General features: G+C 74.1%; 16 protein-coding genes. 3 read left to right on the forward strand and 13 right to left on the reverse strand.

What is annotated here, in order from left to right; genetic code table 11:
* Window positions 1–227: 227 nt before the first annotated feature.
* Window positions 228–1,253 (forward strand): LacI family DNA-binding transcriptional regulator, encoded by a 1,026-nt coding sequence (locus tag ACIPJI_RS25220; RefSeq protein ID WP_307708820.1) that lies wholly within the window; start codon window positions 228–230, stop codon window positions 1,251–1,253.
* Window positions 1,254–1,351: 98 nt separating this feature from the next.
* Here ACIPJI_RS25220 and ACIPJI_RS25225 read toward each other — a convergent pair whose 3' ends face one another.
* Complete coding sequence (locus tag ACIPJI_RS25225) at window positions 1,352–3,604, reverse strand: glycoside hydrolase family 9 protein (RefSeq protein WP_402248973.1); 2,253 nt, start codon at window positions 3,602–3,604, stop codon at window positions 1,352–1,354.
* 489 nt (window positions 3,605–4,093) lie between these two features.
* Here ACIPJI_RS25225 and ACIPJI_RS25230 point away from each other — a divergent pair, with 489 nt between their 5' ends.
* Window positions 4,094–5,506, forward strand: coding sequence for a GH1 family beta-glucosidase (locus ACIPJI_RS25230; RefSeq protein ID WP_402248975.1), 1,413 nt, complete (start codon window positions 4,094–4,096; stop codon window positions 5,504–5,506).
* A 160-nt stretch (window positions 5,507–5,666) separates the two neighbouring features.
* Here the strand turns inward: ACIPJI_RS25230 and ACIPJI_RS25235 are convergent, their stop codons facing one another.
* Window positions 5,667–6,500 (reverse strand): SDR family oxidoreductase, encoded by an 834-nt coding sequence (locus tag ACIPJI_RS25235; protein WP_402248977.1) that lies wholly within the window; start codon window positions 6,498–6,500, stop codon window positions 5,667–5,669.
* Window positions 6,491–7,237: an SDR family oxidoreductase gene (locus ACIPJI_RS25240; RefSeq protein WP_307708816.1), complete on the reverse strand. Its 747-nt coding sequence runs from the start codon at window positions 7,235–7,237 to the stop codon at window positions 6,491–6,493. The genes ACIPJI_RS25235 and ACIPJI_RS25240 overlap by 10 nt, the downstream gene beginning before the upstream one ends.
* Before the next feature lie 557 nt (window positions 7,238–7,794).
* Here ACIPJI_RS25240 and ACIPJI_RS25245 point away from each other — a divergent pair.
* Window positions 7,795–9,060, forward strand: a complete 1,266-nt coding sequence (locus tag ACIPJI_RS25245) for an MFS transporter (protein ID WP_307710518.1) — start codon at window positions 7,795–7,797, stop codon at window positions 9,058–9,060.
* On the opposite strand, the gene ACIPJI_RS25250 is transcribed toward ACIPJI_RS25245, so the two are convergent.
* From ACIPJI_RS25250 to ACIPJI_RS25295, 10 genes are all read right to left on the reverse strand, one after another.
* Entirely contained in the window at window positions 9,033–10,073 is a 1,041-nt protein-coding gene (locus ACIPJI_RS25250) for a glycosyltransferase family 9 protein (protein ID WP_402248979.1), read from the reverse strand. The genes ACIPJI_RS25245 and ACIPJI_RS25250 overlap by 28 nt on opposite strands.
* Before the next feature lie 71 nt (window positions 10,074–10,144).
* Entirely contained in the window at window positions 10,145–11,554 is a 1,410-nt protein-coding gene (gene rfaE2 / locus ACIPJI_RS25255; RefSeq protein ID WP_402248981.1) for a D-glycero-beta-D-manno-heptose 1-phosphate adenylyltransferase, read from the reverse strand.
* The gene (locus tag ACIPJI_RS25260) at window positions 11,551–12,216 is read right to left on the reverse strand and encodes an SIS domain-containing protein (RefSeq protein WP_402248983.1); all 666 of its coding nucleotides are present in this window, start codon (window positions 12,214–12,216) and stop codon (window positions 11,551–11,553) included. Before ACIPJI_RS25260 ends, rfaE2 begins: the two co-directional genes overlap by 4 nt.
* Before the next feature lie 158 nt (window positions 12,217–12,374).
* Window positions 12,375–13,634 (reverse strand): glycosyltransferase, encoded by a 1,260-nt coding sequence (locus ACIPJI_RS25265; protein ID WP_402248985.1) that lies wholly within the window; start codon window positions 13,632–13,634, stop codon window positions 12,375–12,377.
* Window positions 13,631–14,596, reverse strand: coding sequence for a glycosyltransferase (locus ACIPJI_RS25270; RefSeq protein WP_356622652.1), 966 nt, complete (start codon window positions 14,594–14,596; stop codon window positions 13,631–13,633). Before ACIPJI_RS25270 ends, ACIPJI_RS25265 begins: the two co-directional genes overlap by 4 nt.
* Window positions 14,593–15,627 (reverse strand): glycosyltransferase family 9 protein, encoded by a 1,035-nt coding sequence (locus tag ACIPJI_RS25275; protein WP_356622651.1) that lies wholly within the window; start codon window positions 15,625–15,627, stop codon window positions 14,593–14,595. Before ACIPJI_RS25275 ends, ACIPJI_RS25270 begins: the two co-directional genes overlap by 4 nt.
* A complete protein-coding gene (locus ACIPJI_RS25280; RefSeq protein ID WP_402248987.1) occupies window positions 15,624–16,565 on the reverse strand; it encodes a D-glycero-alpha-D-manno-heptose-1,7-bisphosphate 7-phosphatase in 942 nt (313 codons plus the stop codon). The genes ACIPJI_RS25275 and ACIPJI_RS25280 overlap by 4 nt, the downstream gene beginning before the upstream one ends.
* A complete protein-coding gene (locus ACIPJI_RS25285) occupies window positions 16,562–17,629 on the reverse strand; it encodes a glycosyltransferase family 2 protein (protein ID WP_402248989.1) in 1,068 nt (355 codons plus the stop codon). Before ACIPJI_RS25285 ends, ACIPJI_RS25280 begins: the two co-directional genes overlap by 4 nt.
* On the reverse strand, window positions 17,626–19,308 hold the full coding sequence (locus ACIPJI_RS25290) for a carbamoyltransferase C-terminal domain-containing protein (RefSeq protein WP_356622648.1): 1,683 nt from the start codon (window positions 19,306–19,308) through the stop codon (window positions 17,626–17,628). Before ACIPJI_RS25290 ends, ACIPJI_RS25285 begins: the two co-directional genes overlap by 4 nt.
* Before the next feature lie 58 nt (window positions 19,309–19,366).
* The gene (locus ACIPJI_RS25295) at window positions 19,367–20,326 is read right to left on the reverse strand and encodes an NAD-dependent epimerase/dehydratase family protein (protein ID WP_402248991.1); all 960 of its coding nucleotides are present in this window, start codon (window positions 20,324–20,326) and stop codon (window positions 19,367–19,369) included.
* Window positions 20,327–20,436 lie beyond the last annotated feature (110 nt).

The following is a 20,436-nucleotide window of genomic DNA, read 5'->3' on the forward strand; positions in this document are numbered from 1 at the left end:
TGTCCCCGGCGTGAGAATCTCCCCCTTTCAGCGCGACCAAAGACCCCCAATCGCTCCAGAAGGGCCGCCCCGCACGACCACCACCCGCGGGCCGGCTGCCCATGCCCGGCCCTCCTCGACAAGCCGGATCGGAAGGATCAATAATGGGAGCGCTCCCGAACTCTCTGTCACCATGGTCTCCAGGGAGAATCGACGGATACCGCACCATCCCCCTCCGGAGGTCACGCATGGCAGCACGGGGCCGTTTCGGCCAGCCCACACTCGAGCAGGTCGCCGCCCTGGCCGGCGTCGGGCGGGGCACCGTCTCCCGAGTGATCAACAAGTCGCCCGGTGTCCGCGACTCGACCCGGCACGCCGTGGAGCAGGCCATCGCCGAGCTGGGGTACATCCCGAACCACGCCGCCCGGGCGCTCGCCGGCAGCCGCACCGACGCGGTGGCCCTGGTCATCCCGGAGACCGAGAAGCGGTTCTTCACCGAGCCCTACTTCTCCGAGATCATCCACGGCGTCGGGATGGGCCTCGCGGACACGGAGCTCCAGCTGCTGCTGACCCTGGTGCGCACGGAGCGTGAACGCGGCCGGTTCCTCCAGTACGCGAAGGCCCGCCGGATCGACGGCGTACTGCTCGTCTCCGTGCACCGTGACGACCCCCTGCCGGACCTGCTTTCCGAGATGGACATGCCGACCGTCCTGGGCGGCCGCCGCAGCAGCGACGAGACGGTCTCCTACGTCGACTCCGACAACGCCGGAGGGGCCCGGATCGCCGTGCGCCATCTGGCCTCGACCGGCCGCCGGAAGATCGTCACCATCACGGGCCGTGCGGACATGTACGTGGCCCAGTGCCGGCTGCGCGGCTACGAGGAGGCCGTCCGCGGAGCCTGCGAGGACTTCGACCCCACCTGGGTGGCCGCGGGCGACTTCACCGAGGAGAGCGGCCGCCACGCCATGGCGGAGCTGCTGCGGCTCCACCCGGACCTCGACGCCGTGTTCGCCGCCTCCGACGTGATGGCCGCCGGCGCCCTGCACACGCTGCGCGCCGCGGGCCGCAGGGTGCCCGACGACGTGGCCGTCATCGGCTTCGACGACTCCCCGCTCGCCCAGCACACCGACCCGCAGCTGACCACCGTCCGGCAGCCGGTCGAGGAGATGGGCCGCACCATGGTCGGCGTCCTCCTCGACCAGATGGCCGCCCCCGGCGCGGCCTGGCGGAACGTGGTCGTGCGCACCGAGCTGGTGCGCCGGGACACCGCCTGACCGGCAGGTCCGCCGGCCGCCCCGCATCCGCTGCGCGGCGGCCGGCGGACCTGCCGGCCGGAGCGTGTCGACGCCCCTTGGGGCAAGGCCCGTGCCGGTCAGCGGCCGTGGACCTGGAACTCGTGGAGCGAGATGCCGTACGGGGTGGCCCGGACCCTGCCCAGCAGCCTGACGTAGCGCCCCTGGCCCGCGACGGCGAGCTGCTGTGTGCCGCCCGTCGACGAGGTCGTCGCGTACAGCTCCCTGGAGGTGCCGAAGCCGGGGTCGTCGGAGATCTGGACCGTGAACGATCTGGCGTACGCCGCCTCCCACTTGAGCGTCAGGCGCGAGACGGTCCGGGACGACCCGAGGTCGACCGTGATCCACTGGTGGTCCCGGAAGGCGCTGCTCCAGCGGGTGTCGTCACGGCCGTCGACCGCCCGCCCCGGCGTGAGCCCGCCGTTCTCCGAGGACGACGCCCACGCGGGGCGGCCCTGGGAGAGCAGGGACTCCTCCGGCTGCGGGCCCGGGCCGCCGCCGGAGAGCCGGTCCGCCGTGCGGTCGAGGTACGTCGCCGTCCACGCCAGCGGCGCGTTCCAGTTGATGGTGTTCTCCTTGGAGCCCCACGCCTCCGGCGCGGTGTCCGGAGCGGCGTAGGACTTCGCGGCCGGCCTCCCGGTGGGCGTCGCCGGGTCGTTGATGTTCTCGTTGTTGGGTCCGCCGGACAGCCAGCCCTTCGGATAGGGAGTGCCGGGATACGCGCCCCAGGCGAGCCGGTCGTGCAGATCGGTCTCCGCGTACTCCCCGTAGCCCGTGACGTAGGACAGGCGCATCGCGTTGTTGCCCATCAGGTAGTCCATGGCGCGGTGCATGGCCTTCAGGTACCGGAGGTCGTCGGTCAGGCCGTGGGCGGTGCCGAGGAGCAGCATCCGGTTGGCGATGAAGGAGTTGGAGCCCCAGGGGTATTTCGCGGAGCCGGGGATGAGGGCCGGGTAGCCCTCGCCGTTCAGCGTGGTGACGACGGAGTCGGCGAAGGCCGTGAGGTTTCCGCGCATCCTGGCGATGTCGGCGGCGGGCAGGTCGGCGGCGACGGTCAGCAGGGACAGCGTCCCCGCGGTGGCCACCTCCGCCCAGTCGAACTGGGTGACCTGGCCGTAGTGGGGTGATCCGGTGACGGCGGAGCGATAGCCGGCGGCCGAGCCGTCGGCGCGCTGGTGGGCGGTCAGATAGAGCTCGGCCGCCGCGGCGTACCGGTCGTCGCTGTTCTTGGTGTCGGGGTAGTCGCCGCCGCCCTCCGCGTCCGAGTCGACCGCGTAGTCGACGTCGGGCATGGCCTCCGCGCGCTGCCAGGCGGTCCTGGCACTCGCCCAGAGGGCGTCCGCGCGGGCGGGGTCGTACCGCCGCAGTACGCGGGCGAGTTGGGCGTTCGTGCGGGCCACCGCATAGGTGGCGTTGGTGGAGGGCGGCATGGCGGAGCGGGCCAGGGCGTTCTCCGCGCCGACGTCGGTGACGGGGAAGGCGCTCCAGGTGTGGTTGTGCACCTTGTGGGACGCGAGGCCGGTGGAGGGCAGCATCCCCGACATGAAGCGCGAGCCGTACTCGACCTCGTCGAGGATGTCGGGGCGGCCGTTGCCCCGCTCGGGGACGGGCAGGCTGCCGTCACCGTAGGCCGCGGGATCGCGCTCGTAGAGGTTGAGCAGGGTCCAGGCGGAGATGGCGTGGTTGACGGGGTAGATGCCGAAGTCGCCGGCGTCGGCCCAGGATCCGGCGGCGTTCAGCCGCTCGCCGCCGCACCAGTCGTTGTAGCAGGGCACGGAGCTGTCGCCCGGGTGGAGCGCGGCGTGGGCGTGGGCGCTGTGCTGGAGGTACTGGCCCTCGACCGGGGTGCCCATGCGGTGGAAGTAGAAGTACTGCATGGCCTCGCGGCCCAACCGGGGGTAGAGGGTCTTGTCCTGGATGGTGAAGGCGACGCTGGATCCGGCGCCGTCGACGCTGAGGCGGTAGTCGCCGGGGCGGGTGACCGAGGAGAAGTCCGCCTGGTGCACATGGTCGCCGGAGGCCGGGTCGCTGCCGTGCACACGGGTGGTGCCGGAGGCGACGACCGCGTTGTCCCCGGCGCCTCGCAGCTGCCAGGAAAGCGGCGAGGTCGAGGCCGCCACGACGGTGGCGACCTTGTCGGCCGCGGTGAGGTAGCCGACCTGGTTGACGCGGACGGGACTCGGGTCGCTGCCGGCCGCCGCCGCGGGGGCCGCCGCCTCTGCCGCGACTCCTGAGGCCGGAGTGAAAAGGGTGGCGGTGAGCGCGGCCGCGAGGGCGGCTGCCGCGCCGGAACGGGTGAGGCGTCGTGGTCGCGGGTGCGGGGCACGGGGCATCGTACGGGCCTCCTGGGTGGGGGACGGAAGCGAACGCGTGCGTGTGGTTCACGGCGGCTCTTCGCGGCGCAGGAGCGGGAGCGCTCCCAACAAAAGCGCCTCACCGGCCGAGTCAGGGCGGCCGGAGACACATGGACGGGAGCGCTCCCATAAGAGCGCCGCAACCCTCACCGGAGCCCGGACCTTCTCGGCCGGACACGAAAAGAGGGCCGACACCACTTACGCGGCGCCGCGGACCAATGAAGCGGCTCCCGCGGCCCGTGTCAATGACCGCGGCAGAACCCCGCACTCTTGACAACCCGCGCCCGCTGACCGAATCTCATGGGAGCGCTCCCATTCCGGCTGACATCAGCTCTGGTCTTTCGCCTGCCCCGCCGCAGAGCTGCCGGTCGCCGGAGCGGGAGCGCTCTTCAGCAGCTCCACCCAGTTCGTGCCCGGTGGCCGTGGGCGCCCCGCGGCCACCGGCGATCGACCGATCAGAGGATGACGATGACCGCAGAGAACGATCCGGTTCCCGCAGGGCTCACGCGCCCGCCGGCCGCATCGGCCTTTCCACCGGGATTCCTGTGGGGAGTGGCCACGTCCGCGTACCAGATCGAAGGCGCGGTGGGCCAGGACGGCCGTGGAGCGTCGATCTGGGACACGTTCTCCCGCACGCCGGGCAAGGTGGCGAACGGCCACAACGGCGACGTGGCCGCCGACCATTACGCCCGCTACGAGCAGGACGTCGCGCTGATGTCCGAACTGGGAATGGGCGGTTACCGGTTCTCCGTGGCCTGGCCGCGCATCCAGCCGGACGGGCGCGGCCCGGCCGACGCCCGGGGCCTGGACTTCTACAGCAGGCTGGTCGACTCCCTGCTGGAGAAGAACATCCGGCCGGCCCTCACGCTCTACCACTGGGACCTTCCCCAGACCCTGGAGGACGAGGGCGGCTGGCGGAACCGCGACACGGCCTTCCGGTTCGCCGAGTACGCACAGCTGGTGAGCGAGGCGCTCGGCGACCGCGTGAAGCTCTGGGGCACGCTCAACGAGCCGTGGTGCGCGGCCTTCCTCGGCTACGGCAACGGCATCCACGCGCCCGGCGCTGTCGACCCGGCCGGGTCGCTGATCGCCGCCCACCACCTGCTGCTCGGTCACGGCCTCGCGGTCCCCGCGGTGCGCGCCGCGGCACCCGACGCCGAGGTCGGGATCACGCTCAACTTCTATCCCGTGGACGCCGATACCCAGAGCAGCGCCGACCTGGACGCCGCCCACCGTATCGACCTGCTCCAGAACCGCCTCTTCCTCGACCCGGTGGTGGAGGGCGCCTACCCGGTGGACGTGCGGGAGCACTTCGAGCGGGTGTGCGGCACCGGTCACATCGAGCCGGAGGACGAGAAGATCATCGGGGCGCCGGTCGACTTCCTCGGCGTCAACTACTACACGTCCTACCGGGTCGCCGGCGGCGGCGAGCCGTCCGGCCCGTCCCCCTGGCCCGGCGCGGAGGACGTGCGCTTCCTCGACCGCGGTCTGCCGAGGACCGGTATCGGCTGGGAGATCGACTCGGACGGCCTGCGCCGTCAGCTGGTCCGGATCAGTCAGGACCATCCCGGCCTGACCATGTACATCACCGAGAACGGCGCGGCGTTCGACGACACCGTCGACGCCGACGGCCGGATCGACGACCCGGACCGGATCTCCTACATCGACGGCCATCTGCGTGCGGTGCACCAGGCCATCGAGGAAGGGGCGGACGTCCGGGGCTACTTCCTGTGGTCGCTGCTCGACAACTTCGAGTGGGCCGAGGGCTACGGGATGCGGTTCGGCATCGTGCGCGTGGACTTCGAGACGCAGCAGCGCACTCCGAAGCAGAGCGCCCTCTGGTACGGGAACGTCGCCGTCGCAGGCGGCCTCCCCCACTGACAGCCGTTCCCGTGCCGCGGCACGGGAACGGCCCGTAACACCACGGCCCGCGACACCGCCGCTGCACCACGGCACGGCACCCACCGACGAGGCCGCTCCCGCATGAGGGGGCGGGAGCGGTCCTCATGGTCGCCGCGGCCGGTACGGCGCGGTCCCTGCCTCAGGGCCGGCGCCAGGAGTCGTCCTGGAGGTGCGATCCGGCCATGGGGCCCATCCGCAGCATCCCGCCGTCGACCGACCACGACGCCCCGGTGACGTAGCCCGCGTCCTGCCCCGCGAGGAAGGCGATGACCGCCGCGACCTCCCGGGCGTCGCCGGGGCGGCGCAGCGGGATGCCCGGCCGCTGCGCGGCGTGGACGTCCGCGTCCTCCTGGCCGGTCATGGGAGTGGCGATCTCTCCGGGCGCGACGGAGTTGACCGTGATGCCGTGTTCGGCGAGTTCGAGCGCCATCACCTGGGTGAGCAGCCCGAGACCGCCCTTGGCCGCGCAGTAGGGAGCGGCGCCGACCCTCGGCTGGTGCTCGTGGACCGAGGTGACGTTGACGATCCTGCCCCCGTCCCCCTGGTCGATCATGCGGCGGGCGGCCCGCTGACCGCACAGGAACGGGCCGACGAGGTCCACGTCGACGACCTGGCGGACCGTGTCCAGGTCCAGGTCGAGGAACGGTGTGGCGGTGCCGGTGCCGGCGTTGTTGACGAGCACGTCCACCCGGCCCAGTTCACCGGCGAGCCGGTCGATGACGTCGGCGGCGGCGGGCAGGTCCGTGAGGTCCATCCGGGCGACGGCGGCACGCCGGCCGTGGCCGCGTACCTCCTCGGCCGTCCCCTCCGCCCCTTCCTGGTCGGTGTGGAAGGTGATCCCGACGTCCATGCCCGCCGCGGCCAGCCGCACCGCGGTGGCCCGCCCGATTCCGGAGTCGGCGCCGGTGACGATGGCGACCGGCCGGCCGGCGCCCGGCGAAGAGGAGGCGGCTGCTCCCGCGGTCACGGCCATGAGGGCTCCTTGCGCGGCACGACGACCAGCTCGGAGACCGCGCTGGTGTCCGGTACGGACAGGGCGTAAAGGACGGTGTCGGCCACGATGTCGGGGCTCTGGAGCAAGGTCAGGTCCGCGTCCGGGAAGCGGTCCAGGATGAACGGGGTCGCCATGCCGCCGGCGATGATGCCGGTGACACCGATCCCGGGGCAGTCGCGCTGCGCCTCCTGGAACAGGGTGTGGGTGAAGGCGCGCAGTCCGGACTTGCCCGCCGCGTACGGTCCCGCCTCCGTCCAGGTGCGGTTGGCCGCGGTGGAGAGGATGTTGACGATGTGACCTCCGCCACGCGCGACCATGCGGCGGTAGGTCTCCAGGCAGAGGTACATCGGGCCGAGCAGGTTGGTGCTGATCACCCGGCTCACCTCCTCGGCCGTCAGATGCTCGATCGGCTTGCACACGTCGACGGCCGCGTTGTTGACGAGGAGGTCGACCCGGCCGCCGTCCTCGTCCAGCTCGCGGAAGACGTCGGCGACCGCGGCGGAGTCGCGCACGTCCAGCACCACGAACTCCGCCTTGCCGCCCTGCCGGGCCAGGTCCTCGCACAGTTCCTCCGCCAGGTCCCTGCGTACGTCCGCGACCAGGACGCTCGCCCCCGCGCCGGCCAGCCGGCGGCTGATCGCCGCGCCGAGGCCTCTCGCGCCGCCCGTCACCAGGGCCTGCCTGCCTTGAAGGTCGACCTGCACTCCGCTGCTCAATGCTCTGCCTTCCGTCCGCGCCCGTTCGGATGCCGCTCGGCGTGCGGCTGACACGGCATCGGCTCCGGTGGGTACCCCGCCGCACCGCGTCCACTCCACTGTGACCCGCGCAACTGCGACCGGCACTCGCACAAGGCCCCCGCGGGCCGCTCGAAAGGGCCTGTGAGCAAGCACACCAGAAGTGCCCGATCCCAATGCCCGCAAGGGTTCCGGTCCGTCGCGGGCACCGTCGGCCCAGTCGCTCGAACCGCTTCTCGGGAGCCGTCTGCCACGATGGTCTGCGCCCTGCCGGGGAGCGCCTTCGCCGTCAACGGACGTGCGGGGGGACAGTCTTCCGCGGTGGGGCGCCGTCAAGATCCGGTGGAGCGACCGCGCAGTGCAGCCGGTGTTCCGAGCTTCCGCCGCATTCCGCCACATGGGTCCCTCGGGGGCTCGTCACCCGAGTGTTCACCGTGCCTTCTTCTTCCTCCCGTTCCTCCGCCCCGGCTCCCTCGGGCCGCCTCGCGCAGCGCCTGCTGGGCGACCGTTCGCCGTGGCGCTGCCTCAAGTACCGCAGCATGCGCTGGTGGTCCGTCGCGAACTTCGTGTCGAACGCCGGTACGTGGATGCAGCTCACCGTGCAGAACCTGCTGGTGCTCCAGATCACGGGGTCGGCCGCCGCGACCGGACTCTCGATGTCCGTGCAGGCCGCGCCCGGGCTGCTGATGAGCCTCGCCGGCGGCGCCGCCGTGGACCGCTGGCCCCGCAAGCTGACCGCGGCGGTGAGCCAGGCGCTGCTCGGCGCCGTGGCGTTCACGACGGCGTTCCTCGTGGCGATGGACCAGCTGAACCTCGGTGTCCTGATGGCGCTCGCCGCTGTCACGGGTGTCATCGCCACCGTCGACGGCCCGGCGTGCGCCCTGCTCGGCAACGACCTCGTCAGGACGGAGGACGTCCCCTCCGCGATCGGCGTCGGCTCGCTGGTGCACAACGCGGGCCGGCTCGCGGGCGCGGCGCTCGCCGGTGTGACCGTCGGCTTCCTCGGCACGGCCGCCGCCTACGCGGCCAACGGGCTCTCCTTCCTGTTCGTGACCGCCGTCATACCCTTCCTGCGCCCCGTGGCGGGAGCGGTCCGCGCCCGGTCGGAGCGCCCGGCCGAGAAGGCCGCCGCCACGGAGGTTCCGGGCGAGGACATGAGCATGCGCGAGGGCCTGAGGTACTTCATGCGCAGGCCGCGGCTGGTCGCGCTCGCCGGGATCACCGGGCTGAGCGCCGTCTTCGGGCGGAACTACCAGCTCACGCTCGCCGTGCTCGTGGTCGGGCCGCTGGCCGGCGGTGCCGGGGCCTTCGGCACCGTGTCGACCGTGCTCGCCGTCGGCGGCATCCTGGGCGCCGTGCTCGGAGCTCGGCTGCGCAAGCCGTCCGTGCGGCTGGTGGGCGCCCTCGCGGCGGCCGGCGGTGTCCTGCAGATCGTCGCGGGTCTCTCGCCGTCGCTCGCGGTGCTGCTGGTCATCGTGCTGCCGATGGCCCTCGTGGAGTCGGTCTCCGACACCGCGGGCACCACCGTGCTCCAGACCGATCCGCCGCCGCACATGCGGGGCCGGGTGCTGGGCGTGTGGGGCAGTGTCCGTACGCTCTGGGGCCTCGCGGGTCCCCCGGCGCTCGGGCTGCTGATGGAGCTGGCCGGTGCGCGCGGCGCGCTGGTGACCGGCGGACTGCTGATCGCGGGCGCGATCGGCGCGTGCTACATGCTCCGGGAACGCCGGGTCACCGCGAAGCCGGTGGTCGTACGGACCGGGGAGCCGGCGCTGACCGGTCAGCCCGGCCTGAGCACGGCCGCCTGACCCGCCCGTGGTCCTGCCCCGGGCAGCGGCAGGGCGCGTACGGCGTCGAGTACCTCCTCGACGGTGATGCGCAGCAGCCGCTCGTCGGGCCGGTCGCCGTGGGCGTCACCGGGGCGCGGCGGGTCGTCGGCGTCCGGGTGCCAGAGCACCCGGTGGCGCGGTTCGGCGGGCGGGCCCCACAGCCGGGGTGCCACCGGGCCGAACAGGGTGACGGACGGTGTGCCGAGGGCCGTGGCCAGATGGGCGAGCCCGGTGTCCCCCACCACCACGCAGCGGGCCTCCGCGACCAGTGCCATGAGCACGTCGAACGGGATGTCGCCGCCGGCCCCGCCGAGTACCGCCCCGTCGGGCAGCCCGGCCAGGCCGGCCACCGAAGCCGCCAGCCGGGCCTCCGCGGCCCCGGCCGTCACCACGACACGGTGCCCTGTGCCGTGCAGTTGCCGCGCCACGGCGGCGAAGCGCTCCATGGGCCAGCAGCGGGCCGCGGCGTCGGCGCCCGGATGCACGACGACGGCTCCCGGCGCGGGTGAGCGGGTGGCGGGCGGCGGCACGGACAGGTCCTCGGGGTCGGCCGGCAGACCGTGCCCTTCGAGCAGCCGGCACCAGCGCTCCCGCTCGTGCTCGTCGTCCCGCCACACCGGGCCGTGCGGCCGCCCGTACGCGTAGAGGTCGCGAGGGCCCAGCCCGGTGAGCAGCCCGCGGCTGGCGGGGCCGTTCCCGTGCAGGTCCACGGCGATGTCCGGCGGGGGGCCGTCCCAGTCCAGCTCCGCCGGTACGGCCCTGCCGGGCGCGGACGCGGGCAGCAGCCGGTCGACGAGCCCCGTCGCCGCGGCGGCCGTGGCCAGCCGGGCGGGTGCGGCCAGCACGATGTCGTGTCCGGGCAGCCCGTGCCGCAGGGCCCGCAGGGCGGGTACGGAGGCCAGCAGATCGCCGAGGCCGAGTGCGCGCAGCACCAGGACGCGGGGGCGCGGGCTCGTCGAAGTGCTCGGGCTCTCGCCGGTGCGGGTGCTCATCTGGTCTCCTTCGGCGCCGGGCCGCGCGGCCGAGGACACGCATGTGTCCGCTCGGTGCCGTTCGTGGTCGATCAGCGCGGCGGGGTGCGGACCGGCTTCGCCGAGGCGGCCGCGCGGTGGGCGAGCAGCGTGGTGGAGCGGCCGTCGAGGTAGGGCAGGACGACCGCCTGCCCGCCCCAGGCCCGTACCACGTCGGCCTCCGGCAGGTCCTCCACGGAGTAGTCGCCGCCCTTGACCCACACATCGGGCCGCAGCCTGCTGAGCAGCGCGATCGGGGTGTCCTCCTCGAAGACGGCGACGGCGTCGACGCTGCCCAGTCCGGCGAGCACCCGCACCCGGTCATCCACCGGATTGAGCGGACGCCCCGGCCCCTTGCGACGCGTGATCGACGCGTCGGAGTTGACGCACACGATCAGGCAGTCGCCGATGCGCCGGGCGCTCTCCAGCAGCCCCACGTGCCCGGCGTGCAGCAGGTCGAAGCAGCCGCCCGTGGCGACCACGGTGCCGCCGCGCGCCCGGACGCTCTCCGCGAGCGCGAACGGGTCCGTCGCCGCCCCCGGCCGGTCCCGGCCGGCGAACGCCGTCCGCCACAGCTTCGGATTGCCGGCGCCGCCCGCCGCCACGAACGCCGCCGCGCGGGCCACGCCGCGCTGCACCGCCTCCTCGGGGAGCGCGCCGTCCGCCAGGGCGGTGGCGGTGGCCGCGGCGAAGCAGTCACCCGCCCCGCAGGGGTCGCCCTCGGCCCGGTAGGGCGCGGGGACGAGCATGGGGGTGCCGCCGCCGGGCCGGGTCAGCAGGACGCCGCGTTCGCCCAGGGTGACGGCGACGGTCGCCGCCAGCCAGCGCTCCGCCAGTCGTGAGCCGCGTTCGGCGAAGTCGCGCAGCGAAGGCTCCTCGTCGGCGGGAGAGCCGGTGAGCGAGCGGACCTCGGCGGCGTTCGGGGTGACGATCCGGGCGCCGGGGACCGGGGCGGCGCCGCGCGGGTGCGGGTCCCAGACCAGCTGGGTGCGGTGGGCGGCCTCGGCCAGCTGCTCGCGGACGGCGTCGGCGGTGTGCCTGCCGTAGTCGGCGACGAGGACGGCCTGTGCCTGTGCCAGCGCCTCGCCCACGCAGCTGCCAGGGCTGCCGGGTGTGCCGCCGCCGCGGTCGATGCGTACGAGGGGCCGTCCGCTCGCCAGCACGCGGGTCTTGACCGGCAGGGTCCCCCGCAGCGGCAGCTCGGCCAGCCGGACGCGGCCCTTCAGCGCCCGGCGTACCGCCTCGCTCGCCGGGTCGTCTCCGAGGGCGGTGACGAGGACCACCTCGCGGCCGTCCTGGGCGGCCAGCACCGCGGCGAGGCCGGCGCCGCCGGGCCTTCGGTGCTTTGCGCGCACGTCGACGACGGGGGCGGGCGCGTCCGGGGCCAGGCGCTCGGCGACGCCTTCGATGTCCTCGTCGAGGAGCACGTCCCCGACGACGACCAGCGGCCCCGGGCCGGTCATGACATCCTCCGGCGGGCGGCGGCGGCCTGGGTCGCGGCCGCTCCCGGCGCGTGCCGCAGGGTCTTCGCGGGCGGCACCGGAACGGCCGTCGCCTCGTCGAAGGTCTCGCACAGCAGGTGTACGGCGACGAGGTGGGCCTCCTGGACGGTGGCGGCGGTGTCGGCGTCGATGCACAGGGCGTCGTCGGCGATGTCCGCCAGCGGGTTGGGGCCAGGGCCGGTCATGGCCCACACCAGCAGCCCGGCGGCCCGTCCGGTCTCCGCCGCGCCGGTCAGGTTGGCGCTGCGGCCCGAGGTGGACAGCAGCAGCAGGACGTCGCCGGGGCGGCCGTGCGCGGCGACCTGGCGGGCGTAGACGTGCTCGAAGCCGTAGTCGTTGCCGATCGCCGTGATGCTGGAGGTCTCCGAGTGCAGCGCGATGGCGGAGTGGGCGGGGCGTTCGTCGCGGTAGCGGCCGACCAGTTCGGCGGTCAGGTGCTGGGCCTGGGCGGCGCTGCCGCCGTTGCCGGCGGCCAGCAGGCGGCCCCCGACGGGCAGGACGGCGGCGAGGTGGTGGCCCCACCGGGCGACCTGGTCGAGGCCGTCCCGGCGGAACCGGCCGAGGGCGTCCTGGAGCGACTGGCAGTGCCGGTGCGCGGCCTCCGTGGCAAGTGGTTCGCTCATGCTGGTCGGGCGGTGCGCGCGTCCCTGGGGACGGCGGCCGGACCCGCACCTCCTTCGGGCGTCGGTCTCTTCGGACGTCGGTGGCGGCGATCGCCGAGGGCGCCGGGTCCGGGCGGCACCCGCGGTGCGGGCGGGCCGGGGCGCGGCCGGCGGTGCTGTCAGACCACCCTTGTCCCGGTCACCCGGGCGAGGGCCGGCCGGGCGGCCAGAACCCCCAGGTAGGCGGCTTCGGTGCCGGCGGCGACCCGTGCCCAGCCGAACCGGCTCAGCACCCGCCGGCGTCCGGCCTCGCCGCAGGTCTCCCGCAGCCGGGGGTCCGCGAGCAGTTCGGCCACCGCACGGGCGAGCGCCTCGGGGTCGCGGGGCGGCACGAGCCGCCCGGTGGCCGGGTCGGCGACGGTGTCGAGCTGGCCGCCGACGGCCGTGGCGACGACCGGCCTTCCGCAGGCCATCGCTTCCAGCGGGACGATGCCGAAGGGCTCGTAGTCGCCGGGGCAGAGCACCACGTCGGCGGAGCGGATCAGCGGCGCCACCTCCTCGCTCGGGACGCCTCCGGTGAAGTGGACCCGGTCGGCGACACCGAGGCCGTGGGCCAGGTCGCGCAGCCGGCGCACCTCGTGGTCCTCGTCGAGCCGGCCGGGCGGGGGGCCGCCGACGACCAGCAGTTCCACGCCGGGCAGTTTGGTCAGCGCGGTGATGGACACCGCCGCGCCCTTGCGGGGGACGAGCCGGCCGAGCTGGATCAGCCGGTGGGCGTGGGCACCGCGGGCGGCGGCCGGTCCGTGCGGGGTGAACTGGTCGGTGTCGACGCCGCACGGCACGACGCCGACGCGCTCCGGCGGGATGCCCATGGCCGCCAGTTCGGCGACCTCGTCGCGGCAGGTGGCCAGGATCCGGTCGCAGCCGGCGCCGACCTCCTTCTCGCAGGCGATCCGGGCCGGCGGGCTGGTGTCCGCGTGCCGCTGGTGCCTGCGCTTGACCGTGCCGAGGGCGTGGAACGTGTGCACCAGCGGCAGCCTCAGCTCGCGGGTGGCGTACAGGGCGGCCATCCCCGACATCCAGAAGTGCGAGTGCACCAGATCGGGCGGATCGCTCTGCCAGTCGCGCACCAGGTGGCGCCCGAACCCCAGCATGTGCGGCAGGAGTTCGTCCTTGGGTATCTCCTCCGGCGGGCCCGCGGGCACATGGCGCACCTCGACGCCGGCGCGCAGCCGCACCCGGTCCGGCAGTTCCCGCGAGTCGCGCCGGGTGTAGACGGTGACCCGGTGGCCGCGGTCGGCGAGCGCGCCCGCCAGCCGGGCGACGTGGACGTTCTGCCCGCCGGCGTCCACTCCGCCGAGTACGGCGAGCGGGCTGGCGTGCTCCGAGACGAGCGCGATCGACAGCGCTTCGGTTCCGATGGCATCGCTGTAGGTCATGCGCGCACCTCCGTCATCAGTCGCTCCCAGTCGTCCAGGAAGCGTTTGAGTCCGTAACGCTGCAGCGCCGCCTGCCGGGCGCGGGCGCCGTCGGCCGCCGCCGCTTCCGGTTCCTCGAGGTACCGGCGTACGGCGCGGGCGAGGACGTCGGGCCGGGTGGACAGCGTCCCGGTGCCGGGCGGCACCGCCTCGACGGCCTCCGTGGTGGCGAGGGCGACGACCGGCATCCCCAGATGCATCGCCTCCAGCAGCGAGAGACCGAGGGAGGTCCACCGCACCGGGTGCAGATACAGACGGCGTTCGGCCATCGCACCGTGCAGTTCCCGCTGCGGCAGATCGGCGGTGCGGCAGCGGTCCGGCGGCAGGCCGAGATGTTCCGCCAGGCCGTCGGTGCGCATGCCGAACACATCGAGCGGGGCGGCTTCCGCGAGCCCGGCGAGCAGGTCCGTACCCGTCCACCGGCCACGTCGTACCGGCTCGTTGACCACGACGGCCGCACGAGCCAGCCGCCCGGTGTAGAGGTGTCCGGGGTCGACGATGCCGTGTTCGACGACTGCGGTCCTGGTCGAACCGTTGTCCCAGAACAGCCGGTTGAAGTGGGTGACATGAACCAGCGTCAGGTCGTCGCGGTCGGCGAACGGGTGCCGGGTGGCGGGTACGTCGCCGTCCGGCGCGTTGTGCTCGAGATAGACGGCCGGTATGTCACGGCCGGGCCGGCGTCCGCCGAGCCATCGTTCGGCGAGCTCCATCTCGTGCGGCCGTTGCAGCACCACGAGATCGACCTGCGCGTCGCGCATCTGCTCCGGCGTCGTCTCCCGCACCGTGTCCGGCCAGTCGAAGGTACGGGCCCGCCCGAGCCCGTCCGGGTCGCGGCCTGGTGTGACCGGAACGAGGTACGTGTGTGGGCCCTGCACGAACGCCGTCGTCCAGGAACCGTGCACATGCCACAGCAGAATGTTCATCGTCGTGCTCCTCGCTCCTTGTCCGTGGCGCCGAGGGTCGCCACCGCGGCGAGCACCTCCGCGTTGCCGACCCCGTCGAGGCAGGGGTGCCCGGCCACGGGACACTTCCGGGCGCGGCTGCCCGCGCACGGCGCCCGCTGGTCACCCAGCAGCACGTGCGGGACGTTGTAGGGGCGCCAGCGGTCGGCCGGCACCACGGGCGCGAACAGGCAGGCCACCGGCGTGCCGACCGCGGCCGCGAGGTGCCCGGGACCGGTGTTGCCGACCACTGCCACCCGCGCTCCGGCGAGCACGCCCGCCAGTTGGGGGAGGGACGTCATCCCGCCCAGGTCCAGCGCGTGGTCCGCCGCGACCTGGGCGGTCAGGTCCTTCTCCGCCCGGCCTCCCGTCACCACGACGCGGTGGCCTGCGGCGGAGAGCGCGGCGGCGGCCTGTGCCGCCCGCTCCGCGCTCCAGGCCCGGGCGGGGACGGCGGCGCCCGGATGCAGCACCACGTACGGCTCCGGCCCGGTCAGGTGCGCGGTCCCGGGCGGCGCGCTGACGCGCAGGGATCCGTCGTCGCCGGGCGGCAGGGCGAAGCCCGAGTCCAGGGCGAGGTCCAGCGCGGCGCGTGCCTCGTGGCGGCGCGGCCTGCGGTGGTGCCTCAGGTCCAGCAGCGCACCGGGGTAGTCCTCGCAGTCGGCCGCGGTCCAGCCGACGCCCGCGAGCTTCAGGAGCAGCGCGATCGGCAGGGGGCTCTGATGGTGGGAGACGAGGATCAGGGCCCGGTCGTAGCGGCCGGCCCGCAGCCTCTCCAGCAGTTCCTGCGTCGCCTCGTACGACACGGGCGCCGGCTCCAGTCCCACCCAGGGGGCGTCGTGGACCAGTACCTCGTCCACCCCGGGCAGCAGTTGCGCGGCGTGGACACCGAGCGGTCCGCAGAGCAGCGCGGTGTGCGAGGAACCGGCGGCGACGGCGCGCACGGCGGGTCCGGCCAGCAGCACGTCACCGGCGCTGTCGAGCCGCACGACCAGCGTTCTGGGCCTGCTCATGGCCACTCCTCGCGTACGAAGGCCGGCAGGCACGTCGAGATCGCCAGGCCTCCGCTCCCGCGATCCCGCCCGCCGCCGGCGGCCCGGTCCGGCGCACGCACCGGGGCCGTCGCCGTACCGAGGGCCGCCGCCACGGCGGGCACCGGTGTCCCACCGGCAGGGAGGAGGCGCGTCAGTCGGTCGGGACGCGGCTCAGGGCCGGCGGTCCGGTGCGCCGTCGAGGGCCGCGCGGCGGCCCGCGACGTCACGGCACGCTCCCGGCGGTCCTCCCCGGCCGGCGGCGCCACCGGCTTGCCGCACCGTGCGGCCGGGTCCAGGACGAGCCGTACCGCGCGCAGCAGGTCGGGCGCGGTCTCGGGCGCCGCCGCGATCTCCTCGGGCCGGGTGGCCGCGGTGGGCACCAGGACCCCCCGCGCGCCCGCGGCGAGCGCGGCCGTCACGTCGGAGCCGATGTCGCCGATGACGACGGTGCGCGACGGGCACACGCCGAGGCGTTCGCACGCGGCGAGCACGAGTCCGGGCGCGGGCTTGCGGCACCGGCAGCCGTCGTCCGGTCCGTGCGGGCAGACGGCCCACACGGCGAACGGCCCGAGCAGGGCGTCGATCCGCCGCTGCACCGCCGACACCTGACGCAAGGTCAACTTCCCTCGGGCCACGCCCGACTGGTTGCTGACGACGCCCACCGGCATGCCCAGCGCGCGCAGGGCGGCGAGCGCCTCCCAGGCGGACGGCATCGGCACGACACGCGTCGGATCGCCGTTGTAGGGGACGTCGACGACGAGTGTGCCGTCGCGGTCGAAGAGGACCGCGTCGGGCAGGTCGGCGGCGTCCGGCGGCAACGGGGTGCCGCGCGACGCCTGTGGGCCGTGGAAGAGCCACGGGCCGGTGCCGTGTCGCTCCGGTCCCCTGGGGGGCCGGGCCTCGGAGGAGTCGTTCATGGCAGCACCCGCTCCCGCACCGCCCGACCTGACGCCTCCGGGACCACGGCCGCTACGGGCCGCGGCAGAGGGCGCGTCCGGCGGTGGCGCAGGTGTGCGCCGAGCCAGTGCCAGGTGGCGACGGGCGGGACGACCGCGCTGGTCAGCGCCATCGAGATGATCTCGTCGCGGGTCCGCGGGCCCGGCGCGATCCGGGCCCATGCGAACTCGGCGGCGCCGGCGAGCCAGAGCGCGGCGCAGGCGGTGGCCGCGACGGGCCTGGCCAGTGCCGCGCACGTCAGCGCGGCCGCCGCCGAGGCCGTCACGGCGAGGTGGCGGGGCAGGCGCCCCCGTGGCGCGTCCGCCCGCCGCCACCAGTCGCGGCCGTGCAGCCGGTTCATCAGCACGTCGTCGGCGTTGCCCGCCTGGACGCGTACGGAGACCCAGCGCCCGGCCGGCCGGACCGGATGCGTGGTGGTGCGGGTGCCGGCGGCCAGTTCCCACCCGGCCGCCCGGACGCGCAGCGCGAGGTCGGCGTCCTCCCGGAAGGCGCGCGGGAAGCGTTCGTCGAAGCCGCCGACGGCCTCCAGCACCTCCCGCCGGTAGGCCATGTCGGCGGTGATCCAGCGGGCGGTGGCCAGGCCGGCGGTGTTGCGCTCCCAGTCGGTGGGCGGGCGGTCCGTGGGCAGCGGGACCTCGATCCGGGCGGTGACGCCGCCGGTGCGGGGCCCGGCCGCCGCGAGGTCGCGGGCCAGGTCGTCGCACCAGGTGGGTCCGGGCACCACGTCGTCGTCGAGGAAGACGATCCAGGGGACGGGGCCGGCCACCCGCAGACCGGTGTTGCGGGCCGCGGCCGGTCCCCGGGCGCGGCCCGGCACCACAGAGGTGACCGGCCGCAGCGTCGCGGGGATCTCCACCGGGAGGGGGGTGCGGGGGAGGCCGCGGCGGTCGTCGACGAGGACCACCCGCACCGGCTTGGGGCCGGCGGCGGCGGCCAGCGCCCGCAGGCAGCCGGTCAGACTGGGCCTGCCGACGGTCGGTATCACCACGGTGTACCGCAGCGGAACGTCTCCATGGGCGGTCATCGCAGGGCTCCCGTTCCAAGGTCGTCGGTGTCGTCGCCGTGCCGGAAGAAGTCACCGCGCCGGATGGCGTACGGTCCGATGGCCAGCAGGTCGACGGGCGAGGAGCCGAAGCATTCGAGGGCGTCGCGCGGGTCGTCGACCATGGGGCGCCCGGCGGTGTTCAGGCTGGTGTTCACGACGACCGGCAGTCCGGTGAGCCGCTCGAACTCACCGAGCATCCGGGCCACCAGGGGTTCGCGCGAGCGGTCGACGGTCTGGATGCGGGCCGTTCCGTCGACATGGACGACGGCGGGGATGCGTTCGCGCCACGCCGGGGCCACGTCGTGCACGAAGAGCATGTACGGGCTGGGTATCGGCCCTTCGAAGATCTCCGCGGCCCGTTCGGCGAGCACCATAGGGGCGACCGGCCGGAACTGCTCACGGCCCTTGACGTCGTTGAGGCGTTCGAGGTTGCCCGCGTGGCCGGGGTGGGCGAGCAGCGAGCGGTGGCCGAGGGCCCTGGGTCCGTATTCGGAACGCCCCTGGAACCAGGCCACGATCGCGTTGTCGGCGAGTGCCTCCGCCACGGTCGCGGCGATGTCGGCGGGACGGTCGAAGGGCACGGCGGCCGTCTTCAGCCAGGCGCCGAGTTCCGCGTCGGACCAGTCGCGGCCGAGGTCCGCGCCGTGCATCGGCTCCGGGTCGTCCCCCGCGTCGGCCGACAGCAGCAGGGCGCCGCCCAGGGCGGTGCCCGCGTCACCCGCGGCGGGCTGCACCCAGACCCGGGAGAAGGGGCCTTCGCGGGCGATACGGGAGTTGGCCACGCAGTTGAGGGCGACGCCGCCGGCGAGGGTGAGCAGGCTGTCGTGGGTCTGCCCGTGCAGGTGGCGCACCAGGTCGAGCATGGTCTCCTCGAGGACGGCCTGGGCGCTCGCGGCAACATCGGCGTGCTCCTGGGTCCACGGCTCCTCCGGACCACGCGGCGCGCAGAACTGATGCCAGGGCACGCCGGTCGCCCGGAAGCCCCCGTCGCCGGTGGGATGCACGTACTTGCGCAGCTCGCCGAGCATGCGGGGCGTGCCGTGGGAGGCCAGGGCCATCACTTTGAACTCGTCACTGGAGCGCAGGAATCCGAGGTGCTCGGTCAGCTCCTCGTAGACGAGTCCGAGCGAGTGGGGCAGTTCCTGTGCGTGCAGGGGCTGAAGCCGGCCGTGTATCCGGCGTGCGGCGAGGTGCGAGGCCCGTTCGCCTCGGCCGTCGAGGACGAGCACCGACGAGTTGTCGGCGTCGGGTGCGGCGAAGGCGCCGGAGGCGGCGTGCGCCATGTGGTGCGGCACGAAGCGGACGATGTCGGGGTCGAGGCCGGGCAGCGCGTTCTGGAGGAAGCCCGGGGCCTCTCGTGCATAGGCGAGGCGCAGGTGGTCCCAGGGGTCGTCGAGGCCCATGGCCTCGGTCGGTCTGGCGAGCGACGGGTCGAAGGAGTACGCCACCGCGTCGAGGTCCTGGGGCCGCAGCCCGGCGCGCTTCAGACACCAGGCGGCTGCCTGTTCCGGCAGTTCCCACGCGGAGAAGGGCAGCGGCCGCTTTCCGTGCTTGCGCCGGGAGAAGCGTTCCTCCTCGGCCGCCGCGACGGTCCTGCCGTCGATGACGAGTGCGGCGGCGGGGTCGTGGAACAGGGCGTTGATTCCGAGAATGCGCATGTCAGTCACAGGCCTTTCGACGAGGCGCGTCCAGGGTCCGGGCGGTCGTGGCGCGCCGTCAGTCCATGTGGTCGCGGAACCAGGCGATCGTGCGCCGCAGTCCCTGCTCGGCGCTCACGGACGGCTCCCATTCGAGCTTGTCGCGGGCCAGCGTGATGTCGGGGCAGCGCACGGCCGGGTCGTCCGTGGGCCGCTCGATGAAGCGGATCTCGGAGCTGGATCCGGTGAGTTCGATGATCAGACGGGCGAGGTCGAGCATGGTGATCTCGGTCGGATTGCCGATGTTCACCGGGCCCCGCAGGCCGTGGGCGGCGGCTGCCAGGATGCCGCGCACGGTGTCGTCGACGTAGCAGAGGGACCGCGTCTGACGGCCGTCGCCGCTCACCGTCAGGGGCTCGCCGGCCAGGGCCTGGCGGACGAACGTCGGTACCGCCCGGCCGTCGTGGCCGCGCATCCGGGGTCCGTAGGTGTTGAACAGCCGCACGATGCCGGTGTCCGTGCCGGCGGCGTCCGCGTGGGCGGTGGTCAGTGCCTCACCGAAGCGCTTGGCCTCGTCGTACACGCTGCGCGGGCCGACCGGGTTGACGTTGCCCCAGTAGCGCTCGTTCTGCGGATGCTGCTGGGGGTCGCCGTAGACCTCCGAGGTGGACGCCAGCAGGAAGCGGGCGCCGAAACCGTGGGCGAGGGCCAGGGCGTTCCGGGTGCCGAGGCTGCCCGCGTCGAGGGTGTGCAGCGGCAGCCGGAGGTAGTCGGCCGGGGAGGCCGGGGAGGCGAAGTGCAGCACCAGGTCCGCGGGCGGCTCGACGGTGAACGGTTCACTGACGCTGGCCTGCACGAGCTGGAACCCGGGTCGGTCCCGTAGCGCGGATATGTTCTCCGGGCGGCCGGTGCTGAAGTCGTCGACGCAGGTCACCGCCGTGCCGGAGTCGAGCAGCGCCGTGCACAGGTGCGAACCGACGAAGCCTGCGCCACCGGTGACGACGGCGTGCTTCCAACTGCGCGTGAAGGCGGCGTTCATCGATTACCTCCGTACGTGCCGTGCGTCCTGCCGGGTCTGCCGGCCTGTGACCAGCGTCGGCCGCTCCCGGTGGCCGGGCCGCTTCACGTACTGCATTCGAGTGAGCTACG

The organism is Streptomyces sp. NPDC086835, from assembly GCF_044745705.1.
Classification (GTDB): domain Bacteria; phylum Actinomycetota; class Actinomycetes; order Streptomycetales; family Streptomycetaceae; genus Streptomyces.

Bases quoted from the DNA above. Each gene is read 5' to 3' on its own strand.
- ACIPJI_RS25220 (WP_307708820.1), top strand. From the start codon at position 228: ATGGCAGCACGGGGCCGTTTCGGCCAGCCCACACTCGAGCAGGTCGCC.
- ACIPJI_RS25225 (WP_402248973.1), bottom strand. From the start codon at position 3,604: ATGCCCCGTGCCCCGCACCCGCGACCACGACGCCTCACCCGTTCCGGC.
- ACIPJI_RS25230 (WP_402248975.1), top strand. From the start codon at position 4,094: ATGACCGCAGAGAACGATCCGGTTCCCGCAGGGCTCACGCGCCCGCCG.
- ACIPJI_RS25235 (WP_402248977.1), bottom strand. From the start codon at position 6,500: ATGGCCGTGACCGCGGGAGCAGCCGCCTCCTCTTCGCCGGGCGCCGGC.
- ACIPJI_RS25245 (WP_307710518.1), top strand. From the start codon at position 7,795: ATGCGCTGGTGGTCCGTCGCGAACTTCGTGTCGAACGCCGGTACGTGG.
- ACIPJI_RS25250 (WP_402248979.1), bottom strand. From the start codon at position 10,073: ATGAGCACCCGCACCGGCGAGAGCCCGAGCACTTCGACGAGCCCGCGC.
- rfaE2 (WP_402248981.1), bottom strand. From the start codon at position 11,554: ATGACCGGCCCGGGGCCGCTGGTCGTCGTCGGGGACGTGCTCCTCGAC.
- ACIPJI_RS25260 (WP_402248983.1), bottom strand. From the start codon at position 12,216: ATGAGCGAACCACTTGCCACGGAGGCCGCGCACCGGCACTGCCAGTCG.
- ACIPJI_RS25265 (WP_402248985.1), bottom strand. From the start codon at position 13,634: ATGACCTACAGCGATGCCATCGGAACCGAAGCGCTGTCGATCGCGCTC.
- ACIPJI_RS25270 (WP_356622652.1), bottom strand. From the start codon at position 14,596: ATGAACATTCTGCTGTGGCATGTGCACGGTTCCTGGACGACGGCGTTC.
- ACIPJI_RS25275 (WP_356622651.1), bottom strand. From the start codon at position 15,627: ATGAGCAGGCCCAGAACGCTGGTCGTGCGGCTCGACAGCGCCGGTGAC.
- ACIPJI_RS25280 (WP_402248987.1), bottom strand. From the start codon at position 16,565: ATGAACGACTCCTCCGAGGCCCGGCCCCCCAGGGGACCGGAGCGACAC.
- ACIPJI_RS25285 (WP_402248989.1), bottom strand. From the start codon at position 17,629: ATGACCGCCCATGGAGACGTTCCGCTGCGGTACACCGTGGTGATACCG.
- ACIPJI_RS25290 (WP_356622648.1), bottom strand. From the start codon at position 19,308: ATGCGCATTCTCGGAATCAACGCCCTGTTCCACGACCCCGCCGCCGCA.
- ACIPJI_RS25295 (WP_402248991.1), bottom strand. From the start codon at position 20,326: ATGAACGCCGCCTTCACGCGCAGTTGGAAGCACGCCGTCGTCACCGGT.